The sequence below is a fragment of the Sphingobium sp. TCM1 genome (genome assembly GCF_001650725.1).
GTDB lineage: Bacteria > Pseudomonadota > Alphaproteobacteria > Sphingomonadales > Sphingomonadaceae > Sphingobium.
Genome location: NZ_LXVX01000001.1, coordinates 15,280 through 30,172 on the forward strand (window position 1 = coordinate 15,280; position 14,893 = coordinate 30,172).

Sequence of the window (14,893 nt, forward strand, 5' to 3'; positions counted from 1 at the left end):
CCTCAGAAACCCGCGGGCGCGCCGTCGAGCAGGATCGTCTTGGTTTCCAGATAGGGCTGCAACCCTTCCACCCCGCCCTCGCGGCCGATGCCCGATTGCTTGAAGCCGCCGAAAGGCAGGCCAAATTCCAGCTTCATGCCATTCTGGCCAAAGCCGCCCGCGCGGATGCGCCGACCGATGCGATAGGCGGCGTCAGCGTCGTTGGTCAGCACCGATCCGTTGAGGCCGAAGCTGCTGTCGTTGGCGATACGGATCGCATCCTCCTCATCCTCGGCCGGGATCAGGCACAGAACCGGGCCGAAAATCTCCTCCTGCGCGATGCGGCTGGCGTTATCGACATTGGCGAACAGGGTCGGCTCGATGAAATAGCCCTTGTTCATATGCGCCGGACGATTGCCGCCCGTCACCAGATCGGCGCTCTCCCGGCCCAGCGCGACATACTCCTCTACCCGCGCCAGCTGGCGCTTCATCGCGACCGGGCCCAGCTGGGTATCGGGCGCATCGCTATGGCCGATGCGGATGCCCTGCATCACCTTGGCGATGGCGTCGGCCAGCGCGTCATGCCGGTGCCGGGGCACGATGGCGCGGCTGAGCATGGCGCAGACCTGCCCGCTCATGATGGTGATGGTGTTGCCCAGGATCGCGGCGGCCACTTCGATCGGGAAGTCGTCGCGCACGATCGCCGCCGACTTGCCGCCCAGTTCCAGCGTGCAGCGCGCCACCCGTCCGGCGCACACCTCGCCGATCCGCTTGCCCGCCAGCGTCGATCCGGTGAACGTCACCTTGTCGATCCCCGGATTGCGAACCAGATGGTCGGACGCATCGCGCCCGGCCGCCACCAGGTTGACGACACCTGCAGGAACCCCCGCCGCCTCCGCCGCTTCCGCTATGATATACGCCTCCAGCGGGGTTTCGGGCGAGGGCTTCATGATGACGGTGCAGCCCGCGACCAGCGCATAGGCGACCTTTGCCGACATGATGCCATAGGGCGCGTTCCACGGCGCGATCGCCGCGACTACGCCCGCAGGCTCCTGCACCACGATCGCGGTGTCGACCATGTGCGACGGGCGCCGTTCCACGAAGGGATAGGTATCGGCATAGCCCGCGATCGCCATCAGCGTCGCGGTCGCGCCGCCGGTCATGACCGGCGCGAAGCTGGCGAGGCCACCGACCTGCGCGGTCCAGGCCGCCGCCAGTTCGGGCGCGCGCCTTTCCAGCTCCGCGCCCATCCGCCGGACAATGGCGCCGCGCTCGGCGGGGGCCATGCTGGGCCATGGCCCGTCATCGAACGCCGTGCGCGCAGCCGCGACGGCGCGGTCCATGTCCGCTTCCGTGCCGTCGGCGACCCGCGCGATGACCGCCTCGCTATTGGGCGACACGATCTCGATCACGCCATCGCCGGTGGAATCGATCCACGCGCCGCCGATGAACAATTTGTCGGGATGGGCGATGCGGATGCCTGCGGGAATCATGCTGTCCATTTCCTCTCAGAAGCTTTTCTTGACGGTCGCGGTCCATTCGCGCGGCCGGCCGACCGTGCCGGTGACGACGCCGAAGGTGCCGACATTTTCCGCCACGCCATTATAATAGAATTTGTCGAAGACATTGGTGACACCGACGCTGAGCGACCAGTCCTTGTCCGCCGCCTGATAGGTCAGCCGCGCATTCACCAGGCTGGGCGCGTCGATCAGATTATAGGGGTTGTTGACCGAGTTATAATAGAAGTTCGAACGCCAGGACCAGTCGATCCGCGGCGTCATCGTGCCGCTGCCGCCAAGGTCCGCTTCATATTGCACGCCCGCCGACAATTGCCATTTGCTGATGAAAGGCGCGATCATGTCCTTCGTCACCAGAGTCGCCGGGTTGGTGATCGCCTTATAGTCGAAATCCAGATAGCCGACCGACGCATCGAACGACAGACCGTCCGCCGGGCGCAGTTGCGCTTCCAGCTCCCATCCGAACACCTCCGCATCGCCCGCATTGGACGGCACCGAACAGGACAGGACGATGCTTTCCGGACACTGATAGCGGACAAGCTGCATATCGTTATATTTGTTGAGGAACACCGCGCCATTCAGGCGCAGCATCCGGCCGAGCAGGTCGGCCTTGAACCCGGCTTCATAGGTGGTCAGCTTTTCCGGGCCGAAGGTCTGGACCTGGTCCGGCGCGGACGGGCGCGGATTGATGCCGCCCCCCTTGAAGCCGGTCGATAGCTGGGCGTAGGTCATGAGTTCGTCCGACCAGCGATAGTTGACGCCGATGCGGTAATCGACCCGGTTGCCCTTGAACGTGCCGGTCAGCCCATCCAGCCCGACCAGCAGGAAGTTCGGCGTGAAGAAGGCGCCGCTCGGCAAGCTGCCGTCCACATTGCGGCGCGAATAGCGATAGGTCTTCTTGTCGTCGGTATAACGCAGCCCGCCGATGATATTGAATGCGTCGGTGACATGAAATTCGCCATGGGCGAAGACCGAGGCGCTGCGGTTCTTGATCACGTCGTCCGACAGGAAATCGAAGAGCAGGGTCGGAATCTGGCTGCGGCCCTGGATCGTGTCCGTGGCGTTATAATAGAAGCCGCCGACGGTCAGGTCGACCAGATCGTTGAAATTGGCGCTGAGGCGCACTTCCTGCGTGAACTGCTCATGGCCGTAGGTGAATTGCTGCAACAGGATAGCGAGCGGCGATCCGTCGACGTCGATCGCGCTGGTGCCGTCGGCGCTGCGATAGCCGGTGATCGATTTCAGCTTCAGACTGTCCGACAGATCATAGTCGATCGTGCCAGACAGGCCCCATGCCTTGACCGTGCTGGTCGGGCTGGCGGTGAAGCCGCCCGGCGCGATCTGGGTCGGGATGCCGAACACCGTCGTATAATTGCCGCCGGTCGCGTAAGTGGCGTAGGAACTATAGCTCTTGGCGCCGGTTAGGAAGCGGCTGTCGAACGGGATGCCGGCGGTAGGATCGCCCGCGACATAGCTGCGCACCGATGGATTGTCGGCATAAAGCAATTTGGTCGCGACCGTCTCGCTATTGTCCTTGGACACATCGGCGACGATGTTGATTTCCAGCGGCGCTCCGGCTGGCGCGTAGCGCAGCGCGGCGCGCAGCGCCATCACGTCGATCCCGCCTTCAGTGCCGATCCGGCAATTTTTGTTGCCGCTGCTGGTGAGGATGCCCGACGCCGGATTGACGCAGCCATAGTCGAGCAGCTTCATATAACCGTCGACATTCTTCGACACGCCCGACACCCGCAGGAACAGGTCGTCGGTCAACGGCACATTGGCGCTGCCGCGCAGTTCCAGCCGGTCGAACCGGCCGTAGGTCGCCTCGATGAAACCGCCGGTTGTCGAATCGGGCTTCTTGCTGAACAGCTTGACCGCGCCGCCGACGCTGTTCTTGCCCGCCAGCGTGCCCTGCGGCCCGCGCAGCACCTCGACCCGTTCCAGGTCGGTCAGGTCCATCACCGCGCCGAAGGTCGTGCCATAATAGATGTCGTCGATATAGATACCAACGCCCGGCTCCAGCGCGAAACTGGCGTCGAGTTGCCCCACGCCGCGAATGAAGGCGGCGACGGCATTGCCCTGGATGCTGGTCGCGGGCGCCAGCGCGACGTTGGGCGCGAACTGGCCAAGATCGGTGACGCTGGTCTGGCTGCGCGCCGCCAGCGTGTCGGCAGACACCGCGGTGATCGCGATGGGCGTGTCCTGCAAGTTCTGCGCGCGAAACTGGGCCGTGACGATGATGTCGGCGGCGGCGGGCTGATCCGCCGGCTGCTCCGGCGTTGCCGCCTCCTGGGCCCATGCGGGCGCGGCGATCATCGCCGACGCCAGCGCCAGACCCGCCGCATGTGCGTGAAACCGGCTCTTCCAGATTGTCGCCATTTTCTTTTCCTCCCTCATATGATGGCCGCAAGGCGCAGGGGAGGAAGCGCCGGACCAGCCTTTGCCGGTTCCGGTGGGGCGATGCCGTGCATCGACCTGCCATGCCATCCTCTTGCCCGACCCACGGCCGTCCATCTTTTCCGCCCGCAGCGGAGAGGTCTTCGCCTCCCCACTATTCATAACGATCGTTAGTATTTTGTCAAGCGGGTTGGCGCGCCTTTGCCGCCGCCAATTGCGCTGCAGAAACCCAGGCGCCATGAACCTGCGCCCGCATCGGCAGCGGCATCGGCACGCGGGCGACCGGCCCCGCGGCGATCGCGCCGGCATCCACGACCCAGAGTTCGGACTGGAAGTCCACCGGCCCCGTCTGCCTGTCCACCACCGTCAGCAGCCAGCCTTCATGATCGGCCTGCGCCGAGGGGACATGGACCGGCTCGCTGATCGCCATGCCCGGCTCCAGCCCCATCATGTCGATCCGGCCATTGCCCGGTTCGATCCGCAGCAGCGCATTGAACGCAGCCCCGACCGGCCCGCCCGGCAGCGGTGGTCCACCCTGCGGATTCATCGACAGATACCAGGCCGCACGATAGGGTCGCCCCTGGTCGGCGTCGCGCAGGCGCGGCATGTCGCCCGGCGGCCCGAGCAGTCTTTCCTCATAAGCTTCGCCCGGCTTCGCCATGTCAAAGGTCCAGCGAGTCAGCCCGCCGCCTATGTCGCGCTGGTCTCGCTGGATACCGCCCGCCTCGCGCATGAAGCCGAAGGCATTGGTGTCCGACAGGCAGAGATCGAGATGGAGCAGGTCGCCTTCCTCATAAGCGTTGACCAGATGGAAGGCCGAAATGCCCGGTCGTCCCTTGAACCAGCGCATCTCCTCCACCTTGCCGTATCGCGGCATGATGCCGACCCAGCTGTCCAGATCCTGCCGGTGCGCCCAATGCGCCCCGCCGGCCTCGAGCCGATCCAGATCGGCCGTGGTCGGGAAGATCGGGAAGATCGCGTAGTTTTCGGTGATCGCGAAGTCATGGATAGTCGAGCAATAGGGCTGATCGAACCATTGCTCGCGCACCAGATTGCCGTCGCGATCGGCGATGGCATAGGCGATCTTCGTCGAACAAAGGCCGTCCGCTTCATAGCCGAAGAAGAACATCTCCCCCGTGACCGGATCAACGCTGGGGTGCGCGGTGAAGGTCTGCGAGGTGAAGGCGCCATGATAATCCCAGCGGCCGATCGTCTCCAGCGTGTCGGGATCGACCTCATAGCCAAGCCCGTCCTCCTTGGTCATGAACAGCCGCCCGCCATGCCAGACCGGCGTGGTATTGGCGACGGTGCGGTCCCGCCCCACGACGCTCGGATCGTCGGTGAAAGGGTTGCGATATTGGCCGAACAAGGCGCGCCGCGCCTCCCTCTCCAGGGCATAGCGTTCGGTTTCGACATAGCGGATCGCATAATCGACCGTGCCGCCTCGAATGGTGAATTTGGCGACCATGCCGTCGCCCGACAGGACGATGTCGTCTTTGAACATCGGGGGGTGCGCAGGATCGGGCACCGCGCGAAAGAAGGCGCCCTCGATCTCGGCGGGGATGACGCCGACGACATCCAGGTTACGCGCTGACCATTCGATGCCGACGGGCGTGTTTAGGCCGGTAAAATGGATCGTTTCGGGAAAGACTCGCACGTTGATCTGCTCCTCGTCCTGCGATCAAATGATAACGGTCGTTATTATTATTGCAAGCCGGTGCAACGGCTCACAACTGTCCACTTCGCTGTCTGATTCCGCGCAGCACATGGTCCGCGCCCTTGTCGCCGATCATGATCGCGGTCGCATTGGTGTTGCCGGCGGGCAGGCTGGGCATGACCGATGCGTCGGCGACCCACAGCCCATCGACGCCAATGACCGCCAGATCGGGATCGACCACCGCCTGGGCATCATCGACCCGACCCATCCTTGCCGTGCCGACCGGATGATAGAGCGGAATCGACGCCATCCGCACATAGGCGCGCAACTGCTCCGGATCGGTCAGCGCCTTGCCGGGGCGCAGTTCGCTCCTGATATGCGCTGCGATCGGCGCCTCGCTCAGGATCGACCGGGCAATGCCGATGCCCTCGACGATCTGGTCGATATCATCCTCGCTGCCCAGTTGCCGATGTTCGATTTTCGGCGCGTCGAACGGGTCTGCCGACGCAAGGCTGATGCGCCCTCGATGGCTGGGCCGCATCAGCCCGACCAGGGTCGAGACGGACGGGTTCCGGCGCAGCATCAACCGCCCCTTCTCGTCAAAGTCGAAGGCGAAGGCGGCGAAGCTGATCTGGAGGTTGGGCGCGGGCAAATCCGGCCGGCTCTTCACGAACGCCTGCGCATGACCGATCGCCGTGGTCAGCGCGCCCCGCCGCGCGAGCGCGTAGCGCAGCAACTGCCACGCGCCGCGCAGCCCCCGCGCGTCGTTGTTCAGTGTCCGCACATCGACGTCATTGACGACATGGGTACCGACATGGTCCTGCAAGTTCCCGCCCACGCCCGGCAGGTCGCGCACCACCTCTATGCCATGGTCGCGCAGATGATCGGCCGGGCCGATGCCCGACAGCATCAGCAGGCGGGGCGTGTTCATCGCGCCGGCACTCAGCACCACGCCATGGCGTGCGCGCAATTCCTTCTCGACGCCGTCCTGCCGATAGAGGATGCCGACAACGCGATCCCGCTCGATCAGCAGGCGCAGCAACTGGGCCTCCAAGAGGATCCTGGGCGCGTTGCCGCCGCGCCGATCGTGCAGATAACCCCGCGCCGCCGAACAGCGCTCGCCGCCCCGCTGCGACACCTGGACATACTCGACGCCCTCGGCCTTCTCCCCATTCAGGTCCGACGACCGCGATATGCCCGCCGCCTGTGCCGCCGCGATCCACTGGTCGGTGATCGGATAGCGCGCGCGCCCTTCGGACACGGCGATCGGCCCCCCGACGCCGCGCCAGGCATCCGCACCGCGTTCATTATCCTCCAGCCGGCGGAAATAGGGCAGGACGGATTGATAGTCCCATCCCTCCGCGCCCAGTTGCGCCCATTCGTCATAATCCCACCGATGGCCGCGGATGAACATCATGCCGTTCAGGGCGCTGCCGCCGCCCAGCATCCTGCCCGCCGGCCAGATGTCGGCCCGGCCGCCCAGCGACGGGTCCGGTTCGACCTGATAGCACCAATCATAGGCCGGGTTCTGGACGATCGCGCTGGTCAGAGCCGGGATGCGCGACCGTATATGCCGGTCGCTCTTGCCCGCCTCGACCAGGGTGACGGCAAGCCCCGCCTCGGCCAGCCGCCCGGTCATGGCGCAGCCGGCCGATCCGCCGCCCACGACGATGATGTCACTTTCTTCCATGGTCGTTCCTAGAAACTGGACATGATGGCGGCGCTGGGCGCGTCGAGCGGCTCGCCCGCCGCCTGCATCTTCACCTCGCGCGCGTGAAGCCTGCCCTGCTCGTCGATCAGCCAGGCATGGATCGCATCCACATCCTCGCCGCTGAGCAGATCGTCCCAGCGGGGCATCCCGCCCGGTAGCAGCAGCCCATCGCGCACGATCGCTCCGAACATCTCATGCGTCGCCGGCTGCATCCGCCGCAGGTCCGGCGCGGTGGATCGTAACTGGTTGCTGTGGCAGATCGCACAATTCTGGAAGAACATCGCCTGCCCCTGCATGATCGTAGCCCGCGTCACGCCCGGTTTCTGCGCTGGCGGCGCAGCCGCGACCTCGACGGGCGGCAAGGGCTGCGGCTTCTCGACCGCCCCTCCGTCTAGCCTGAACACCAGGATGCGGTTGGCATTGCCATAGCGGTAGGCGGCCGAATAGAGCGGCACATAGCCCCAGCCGCCACCGCCAAAGCCCGTTGCGACCGCAACATATTGCACGCCCTTCACGCGATAGGTCATGGGCGCGGCCATGATCGAGCTACCGGTGTCGATCTCCTTCAACAGCGCGCCGCTGTCCGCATCCCGCACCATCAGCTTGCCCCCGATCGTACCGTGGAAAATCAGGCCCGATGCGGTAGACAGCACGCCCATCCGGTCCTGCCAGCCTTCGGTCGCGACCGACCAGCGCGCCTTTCCGGTCAGCGGATCGATCGCGCGCAGTTCGGACACGTAGGACTTGTCCTTCACCCACCGCATTTCCGGCAGCTTTTCCACCTGCTCTCGGATCGCGGGCGGCAGCGTCGGCAACACGCTCTGCAATTGCGGGGTGAAGATCAGGGTCGTCTGGACATTCAATGCCTTGGGCCGCCGCGCCTGCGCCGGCGTGCCCGGCGGCACCGTGAACATCAGGTTCCCCATGTCCAGCACATGGGCATAATAGCTTTTCCGCTCGGCATCATAAGCCGCAGGATACCAGTTGCGCGCGCCCGCCGACGCCGGGAAGATGATGCGCGGCCCGTTCCAGTAATCGACCCGCTGGGGCGTCATATGCGGCACGCCCGTCTTGTCGAAACCCTTGGCCCAGTTTGTCCGCACCAGCGCATTGACGCGCAGCGGCTTGCCGGTCTCGCGATCCAGCACGAACAGATAGCCGTTCTTGGGGGAATGGAGGATCACCGGCCGAACCTCGCCGTCTACCTCCATCTGCGTCAGCACCATCGGTTGGGTGGCCGTGAAGTCCCAGCTGTCGCCAGGCGTTTCCTGATAATGCCACTTTACCGCTCCGCTCTTCGCGTCCAGCGCGACGATGGAGGAGAGATAGAGATTGGTGCCGCCCTTGGGCGAGCGCGTCGCAATCGAGTAGGGGCCGCCATTGCCGACACCGATATAGACGGTATCGAACGCAGGATCATAATTGATCGCGTCCCACACGGTGCCGCCGCCGCCAATGTCCCAGCGACTCCTGGCATCCCAGGTCTTGAGCGCCGCGTCGAGCGCCTTGTCCTCCTGCGGCCCCTGCGCGGGATCATGCGGCACGGTGTAGAAGCGCCAGGCCTGTCCCCCATCCGCGATGCGATAGGCGGTCACATAGCCGCGCGCGTCATATTCCGCGCCGGCATTGCCGATGATGACGAGGTCGCCCGCCACTTCGGGCGCGCCGGTGCTGGTGTAGCCCCGGCCATGGTCGACCACCGTGTCAGCTTTCCAAAGACGTTTGCCGGTCTTCGCGTCGAGCGCGTAGAGCATCCCGTCGAGCGCACCGACCATCACCTTGCCCTGCGCGACAGCGACGCCGCGATTGGCCTGGTCGCAGCAGGCGGAGCGATTGGCCTGCATGTCGACCTCCGGCTCGAAGGTCCAGAGCGGCTTGCCGGTCGCCGCGTCGAGCGCATAAACCCGGCCCAGATTGCCGCTGGTGTACATGATCCCATCGACCACCACCGGCGTCGCTTCCTGCACGCGGTTGGTATTGAGGTCATAGGACCAGGCAAGACCCAGCCGCGTAACATTGCCCTTGTCGATGTCGGTCAGGCGCGAGTGGTGGCTGCCCCAGACATCGCCGCCGGTGTAGGGCCAGTCGTCGCCCGCGCCCGCATCGCCGCCGCCGCGCGCGCAACCCGCCAGCGCCAGCAACCCGGCGATCACCAGAAACACCCTTCTCACAGTGGCCAGCTTCCCTTGTGCGCCAGCATCACCTCGCGCAGGGTCTTGGGCTTGCGGCCGGTGATCCGTTCGACCCAGTCGGTCCTTTCCGCGAAATAGCCTTCGCGGATCGCCTGACCGAACGTCACCATGTCGTCGCTGGACCATGGAATAGGACCATCCGGCACGATGTCGGACGCATGGCGGGGCGCGCCCAGCGCATCGAAATAGGCGAACATCGCTTCATCATCGACCTGGCTGACGACGATCGGCTTTCCGGCGATCTCGCTGGCCATCGCCATCGCCTGCGGAATGGTGATGAGTTCGGGGCCGGTCAGCACATAGGCCTGGTTTTCATGGCCCGGCTGCGTCAGCACGCCCACGGCGGTCGCGACGCAATCGGCGCGGCTGACGAAGGCGACCGGACCGTCACCGCAATTGTCGGGCTTGCGCCCAGCCATCAGCGCGGGGATGGTCATCGGGCCGGCGATCGCCTCGGCATATTGGCTGTCGCGCAAATGCGTCCAGGACGTGCCGGAGCCTTCGATGATCTCCTCGGTCGCGCGATGATCGTGCTTCACGATGGCAGGATTGCACGGCTGATCGGCGGCGATGATCGAGGTATAGACGATATGCCGCACGCCTGCCGCGACCGCCGCTTCCACGGCGTTGCGGTGCTGGCCGACGCGGGTTCCAACGCGCGCTGTGCTGATGAGAAGCATTTTCTGCCCCCCCTCCATGGCACCGGGCAGGCTTGATGGATCGTCGAAATCGGCAAAGCGCACATCCGCCCCGCGCGCTGCAAGATCAGCCAGCCGGGCAGGCGTGCGCGTCAGCAGGATCACCTCATGTGGGGCGATGCGATCCAGCAGCAATTCCGCCGCCGCACGCCCGAATGCACCCGAAGCACCTGAAATGATGATCTTCCCCATCCATCCTCTCGCTTGCATGATCTGCTCTCTTGTTGCAGACAATCGTAACGATTGTTATTATTACGTCAAGAGACGCAAACAAGGAGAGCGACCATCATGCCATCCCTTCCGATCGAGGACCGGATCGCGCTGCAAGACCTGATCGCCGCCTATAGCTGGGCGCTGGACACCGGCGACGTCGAGGCGCTCGTCGCCTGCTTCACTCCCGATGCGCGCATGGTGGAGGAAGTGTTCGACGACCCCGACATATGGGAAGGGCATGAGGGAATTCGCGGAATCGCCGAACATTATCGCAATGCCCCCGGCTTCCCCGGCCGCCAGCATCATGTCACACAGACCCAGTATAAGCCGCAGGACGACGGCAGCTGCGCCATGCGCTCCTTCGCCTTCGTGACGGAATGCGAAGGCGAACCGCCCTATCTGCTGCGCTTTGCCGGATGGTATGACGATCATGCGGTCAAAAACGCGGACGGCCAATGGCGCTTCCAGCGTCGAACGGTCAGGCTATGGGATGGCGAGGTGCTGAAAAACTTCCCCGGTCGCGGACAATGGGTGCCGCGAAAGCGGCCGGATTCGCTCATCATCCAACGTTGACCGGTTGCCTAAATCGCCGCTCCGATATACTCGGACAATATGGGGCAGCAGACTTTCATTGCCGTCGACTGGGGCACGACCAATCGCCGCGCCTATCGGATCGAGAATGGCGTGGTTGTGGAGACCGAGCGGGATTCGCTGGGGGTGACCGCGGTGCCGTCCGGAGGCTTTGAAGCGGAGGTCATTCGGCTGCGTGATCGTCATGGCGGCGCGCCCGTCCTGCTCGCGGGGATGGTCGGTTCCAATCGGGGCTGGGTCGACGCGGGCTATGTACCGACGCCCGCGACGCTGGACTCATTGGCCGCCGCTGTCGTGAAACCAATGGAGGACGTGCTCATCATCCCCGGCGTCCGGCATGTGGCGGAAGGGCGCGGCGACGTGATGCGGGGCGAGGAGGTTCAGCTGCTCGGCGCGCTCGCCGCCGGTCTGGCCCCCGCTGACGCTCTGCTCTGCCAGCCCGGCACCCATTGCAAATGGGCCTGGATGGAGGACGGAGCCCTGTCCGCCTTCGTCACCGCGATGACCGGCGAGATGTTCGCGCTGCTCAAGAATCATGCCCTGATCGGCCAGGAAATGACCGGCGAGGTCACGCCTGGCGACGCTTTTGTCGAAGGCGTCCGGGAAGCGGCGCGCGGCGACCTGCTCGCGTCACTGTTCGGCGTGCGCCCCGCCAGCCTGCTCGGCCTTCGCGATCGCGCGGATGCAGCCGCCTTCGTCAGTGGATTACTGATCGGCACAGACTGCGCCGCACATGCCGGCACGGGCGAAGTCCACCTGCTCGCCGATCCGGCGCTCGGCGCCCTTTATGGCCGGGCCATCACCGAGCTGGGCGGCACGCCGCTGCCGGTCGACAGCCATGCGGCCTTCGTCGCCGGCGCGACCCGCCTTTGGGAGTATCTGTCATGAGTCTCGATTTCGCCACCGCCTTCGCCCGCTGCCCCCTGGTCGCGATCCTGCGCGGCGTCCGCCCCGACGAGGTCGAGGCGATCGGCGACGAACTGGTCGCGGCCGGCTTCACGCTGATCGAAGTGCCGATGAACTCGCCCGATCCGCTCGACAGCATCGGCCGGCTCGCGCGCCGTTTCGGCGGGCAGGCACTGGTCGGCGCAGGCACAGTGCTGACGACCGTGCAGGTCGGGCAGGTGCAGGACGTGGGCGGACAACTCGTGATTTCCCCCAACAGCGATGTCGCCGTCATCGCCGCGACCGTCCGGGCAGGCATGATCTCCATGCCAGGCTATTTCACCCCGACCGAAGGGTTCGCCGCGGTCCAGGCGGGCGCCACAGCCCTCAAACTCTTTCCCGCCGAAGCCGCCAGCCCCTCCGTTCTCAAGGCACAACGCGCCGTCCTGCCCAAGGCGCTGCCGATGCTGGTCGTGGGCGGGATCAACCCCGGCAATATGCGGCCTTGGACCGAAGCGGGCGCAAATGGATTCGGTCTTGGTTCCGCCCTCTACAAACCCGGCGCCACCGCCCAGCAGGTCGGGGAAGCAGCGCGAGCCTTCATAACTGGCTGGAAAGACTTGCACGACTGAGAAGGCCCCGGTCTTCATGACAGCGCCGCGTCTTTTTCGTGAAGCGGTCCGACCCTGAACTTTCATCGCCCTGCCGCTTTAGTTTCGCGGTCATGACCTATTGCCGCGCTAGGCGCTTCGGCGGGGGTCTTGATCATGCTGAAGCCATTGCGCGCATTCCTGTTCGCGAGCCTGACGGTGATGGCGGCAACCGGTTCCACCGGTAGCCGCCCCGTCGCCTATTCCGCCCTTGACGGGCTGCACGCGGTCGCGCCAGCCGACGGTCGCCTGTCGGTGATGACCTATAATGTGCAGGGCCTGCCCTGGCCGATCGCCTGGGGACGGGACGAAGCGCTGGCGAAAATTGGCGATCGACTGGCCACCCTGCGCCGTGAGCGGCGACAGCCCCATATCGTCCTGCTTCAGGAAGCCTTCACGAGCGAGGCCGCCGCGATCGCGCGGCGCGCCGGATATGTGCATGTCGCAATCGGTCCGGATGCGGCAATGGCCGACGGTCTGCCGGCGACGAGACTCGATCGCGCCTATATCGCCAATGGGCGGTGGGAGCGGGGCGAGGGCATCGGCAAGCGCCTGGGCAGCGGACTTCTGATCCTGTCCGACTATCCGATCTTGGGGCAGGCGCGCATGGCCTTTCCCGCCTTCGCCTGCGCCGGGTTCGACTGCCTCGCCAACAAGGGCACGCTGATCGCGCATCTCGCCGTACCGGGCTTCGCCGAGCCGGTAAGCGTCGTCAACACCCATCTCAATGCGCGCAAGGCCTCCGGCGTGTCCATCGCCCGTTCGCAGCACGCATTTGCGCGACAGGTGATGCTGCTGGCCGACTTCGTGCGGAGCCATGTGCCGCAGGGCCGCACCCTCATCCTGGGCGGAGACATGAACATCGGCGGCGACCCGGCGCGCAATGCCGCGTTTTTTGGCCAATGGGCGCCTATGGGACATAGGTTCGTCACCCCCGCCCTGGGCGGCATAAGGCAAGCCCTGACCATGCCCGCCCGGATCGACCGCGACGCGCTTAACGCTTCGGCCGAACGCGCGAAGGACTGGCTGTTCGCCCGCGACGCCAGCGGCCGCCCCATGGATGTCGCGCAAGCAACAGTTCCGTTCGGCAACGAAGCTGACGGCCGACCGCTGTCCGACCATTATGGCTATGTCCTGACCTATGCTCCGACCGGTCAACCGGAGGAAAAGACAGTCCGCCTGGCTGCGCTTGGCGGAAAGGCGATGCCATGAAAGGCCTTCTGACGGGCCTCGCCCTCCTGCCCTGCCTCTGCCCGATAGCACAGGCACAGATCCACTCGATCGACCCGACCCCGCGCTTCACGCTGAAGCCGCCGGTGCGGCTGACGCTGCTGACGGCGCCGGCAGAACCCCGCGGGCCGCGACCGTTCAGCCTCGCCCAAGCCGCGCCGACGCGCGACGAGGCTGCGGACCTCCTCGGCGTCGCCCGCCAGACGATGCAATTTTCGCAACAGCGCGAAAGTGGAGCCCGCGCCCCGTTGCCGCTTGCCGGGCACCTCTCGCGCACCCGCGTCCGCACGATCCGTATCGAAGGCCTGCTGCCCGTGGACGATCGCGCGAGCTTCCGCCTTGGCTGGTCCGGCGCCAAATATAGCAACCGCAACGCCAATGTGACCGCCGCCTACAGCAATGCCAATCTGCGCGCCAAGGACTGGTTACAGCCACACGCCGCGCTGCACTGGACGGCAACGAAAAATCTGTGGCTGCGCGCCGCCTATGATGAAAGCTTGCGCGCCTACGCCGATGTCGGCATGAGCGGTCCGCTGGGACTGAGGCGCGAGGATTTCCGGCAGTTACAGGACCGACTACGGCCCGAACGCCATCGCCGCATGACCATCGGCGCCGGATGGAGCGCGGCGCCGGGCTTCCGCGTGGCGCTTGACGTCTATCGTGGCCGGCTCGACGACCGGCTGACATTCGCAGAGGGAAGCGCCCTTCCCGTCAACCATGGATCGGCCACGCTGCTGGGGGGCATGATGACGGCCGCACACCAGGTGACGCCCTCTATCGGCTGGTCCCTGCGCTACAGCCATGCCCGTGTCGAACAGTTGGATGGCGACGTCGCGCAGGAACGCCGCCTGGCGGGCGAAGGCTATTGGCAGGTCGGCGCCTGGCGCGCCAGCCTGAGCGCCGCACACACCAGTGCCGCTGCCCTGATTGACCCGGGCGCGGCCTCTGATCGCGCCATCCGTCTGTCGGCGGCGGTCAGCTTCCAGCCCCCCTCCCTGCCTGGGCTGGCCGTCGGCCTGCGCATCGCCGATCCCGACCGGCTGGCGAGCAGCGCCTTTTTGGCGCCAGACGCCCCGCTCGGCCTGCGCGCGCAGGATCAGGCGCGCGGCCTCTTGCTGTCCGCCAGCCTCCTGTGGTGAACGCCATTTTTCTGTAGTATTGACGCCCTATCGC

The 14,893-nt window shown here is 65.5% G+C and carries 11 protein-coding genes; 5 read left to right on the forward strand and 6 right to left on the reverse strand.

Features of this window, described 5'->3' with window-relative positions; translation table 11 throughout:
• Positions 1 to 2: 2 nt before the first annotated feature.
• From A7Q26_RS00085 to A7Q26_RS00110, 6 genes are all read right to left on the reverse strand, one after another.
• Entirely contained in the window at positions 3 to 1,472 is a 1,470-nt protein-coding gene (locus A7Q26_RS00085) for an aldehyde dehydrogenase (RefSeq protein WP_084438926.1), read from the reverse strand.
• 15 nt (positions 1,473 to 1,487) lie between these two features.
• Positions 1,488 to 3,875 carry a TonB-dependent receptor gene (locus tag A7Q26_RS00090; protein ID WP_084438909.1) on the reverse strand — a complete coding sequence of 796 codons (2,388 nt, stop codon included), beginning with the start codon at positions 3,873 to 3,875 and terminating at the stop codon, positions 1,488 to 1,490.
• A 199-nt stretch (positions 3,876 to 4,074) separates the two neighbouring features.
• Positions 4,075 to 5,550 carry a carotenoid oxygenase family protein gene (locus tag A7Q26_RS00095; RefSeq protein ID WP_066854770.1) on the reverse strand — a complete coding sequence of 492 codons (1,476 nt, stop codon included), beginning with the start codon at positions 5,548 to 5,550 and terminating at the stop codon, positions 4,075 to 4,077.
• A gap of 70 nt (positions 5,551 to 5,620) precedes the next feature.
• Positions 5,621 to 7,240, reverse strand: coding sequence for a GMC family oxidoreductase (locus A7Q26_RS00100; RefSeq protein ID WP_066854772.1), 1,620 nt, complete (start codon positions 7,238 to 7,240; stop codon positions 5,621 to 5,623).
• Positions 7,241 to 7,248: 8 nt separating this feature from the next.
• On the reverse strand, positions 7,249 to 9,432 hold the full coding sequence (locus A7Q26_RS00105) for a PQQ-dependent dehydrogenase, methanol/ethanol family (RefSeq protein ID WP_232313607.1): 2,184 nt from the start codon (positions 9,430 to 9,432) through the stop codon (positions 7,249 to 7,251).
• Entirely contained in the window at positions 9,429 to 10,343 is a 915-nt protein-coding gene (locus A7Q26_RS00110) for an NAD(P)H-binding protein (protein ID WP_066854777.1), read from the reverse strand. Before A7Q26_RS00110 ends, A7Q26_RS00105 begins: the two co-directional genes overlap by 4 nt.
• A 96-nt stretch (positions 10,344 to 10,439) precedes the next feature.
• Between A7Q26_RS00110 and A7Q26_RS00115 the strand changes: the two genes are divergently transcribed.
• From A7Q26_RS00115 to A7Q26_RS00135, 5 genes are all read left to right on the forward strand, one after another.
• Positions 10,440 to 10,937 (forward strand): nuclear transport factor 2 family protein, encoded by a 498-nt coding sequence (locus A7Q26_RS00115; RefSeq protein ID WP_066854779.1) that lies wholly within the window; start codon positions 10,440 to 10,442, stop codon positions 10,935 to 10,937.
• A 39-nt stretch (positions 10,938 to 10,976) separates the two neighbouring features.
• Positions 10,977 to 11,843, forward strand: coding sequence for a 2-dehydro-3-deoxygalactonokinase (locus A7Q26_RS00120; protein ID WP_066854781.1), 867 nt, complete (start codon positions 10,977 to 10,979; stop codon positions 11,841 to 11,843).
• On the forward strand, positions 11,840 to 12,472 hold the full coding sequence (locus A7Q26_RS00125; protein WP_066854784.1) for a 2-dehydro-3-deoxy-6-phosphogalactonate aldolase: 633 nt from the start codon (positions 11,840 to 11,842) through the stop codon (positions 12,470 to 12,472). The genes A7Q26_RS00120 and A7Q26_RS00125 overlap by 4 nt, the downstream gene beginning before the upstream one ends.
• 135 nt (positions 12,473 to 12,607) lie before the next feature.
• On the forward strand, positions 12,608 to 13,702 hold the full coding sequence (locus A7Q26_RS00130) for an endonuclease/exonuclease/phosphatase family protein (RefSeq protein WP_066854787.1): 1,095 nt from the start codon (positions 12,608 to 12,610) through the stop codon (positions 13,700 to 13,702).
• Complete coding sequence (locus A7Q26_RS00135) at positions 13,699 to 14,859, forward strand: TonB-dependent receptor (protein ID WP_084438912.1); 1,161 nt, start codon at positions 13,699 to 13,701, stop codon at positions 14,857 to 14,859. The genes A7Q26_RS00130 and A7Q26_RS00135 overlap by 4 nt, the downstream gene beginning before the upstream one ends.
• The last annotated feature ends 34 nt before the right edge of the window (positions 14,860 to 14,893 follow it).

Bases quoted from the DNA above. Each gene is read 5' to 3' on its own strand.
- A7Q26_RS00085 (WP_084438926.1), bottom strand. From the start codon at position 1,472: ATGATTCCCGCAGGCATCCGCATCGCCCATCCCGACAAATTGTTCATC.
- A7Q26_RS00130 (WP_066854787.1), top strand. From the start codon at position 12,608: ATGCTGAAGCCATTGCGCGCATTCCTGTTCGCGAGCCTGACGGTGATG.
- A7Q26_RS00120 (WP_066854781.1), top strand. From the start codon at position 10,977: ATGGGGCAGCAGACTTTCATTGCCGTCGACTGGGGCACGACCAATCGC.
- A7Q26_RS00100 (WP_066854772.1), bottom strand. From the start codon at position 7,240: ATGGAAGAAAGTGACATCATCGTCGTGGGCGGCGGATCGGCCGGCTGC.
- A7Q26_RS00110 (WP_066854777.1), bottom strand. From the start codon at position 10,343: ATGGGGAAGATCATCATTTCAGGTGCTTCGGGTGCATTCGGGCGTGCG.
- A7Q26_RS00135 (WP_084438912.1), top strand. From the start codon at position 13,699: ATGAAAGGCCTTCTGACGGGCCTCGCCCTCCTGCCCTGCCTCTGCCCG.
- A7Q26_RS00115 (WP_066854779.1), top strand. From the start codon at position 10,440: ATGCCATCCCTTCCGATCGAGGACCGGATCGCGCTGCAAGACCTGATC.
- A7Q26_RS00125 (WP_066854784.1), top strand. From the start codon at position 11,840: ATGAGTCTCGATTTCGCCACCGCCTTCGCCCGCTGCCCCCTGGTCGCG.
- A7Q26_RS00090 (WP_084438909.1), bottom strand. From the start codon at position 3,875: ATGGCGACAATCTGGAAGAGCCGGTTTCACGCACATGCGGCGGGTCTG.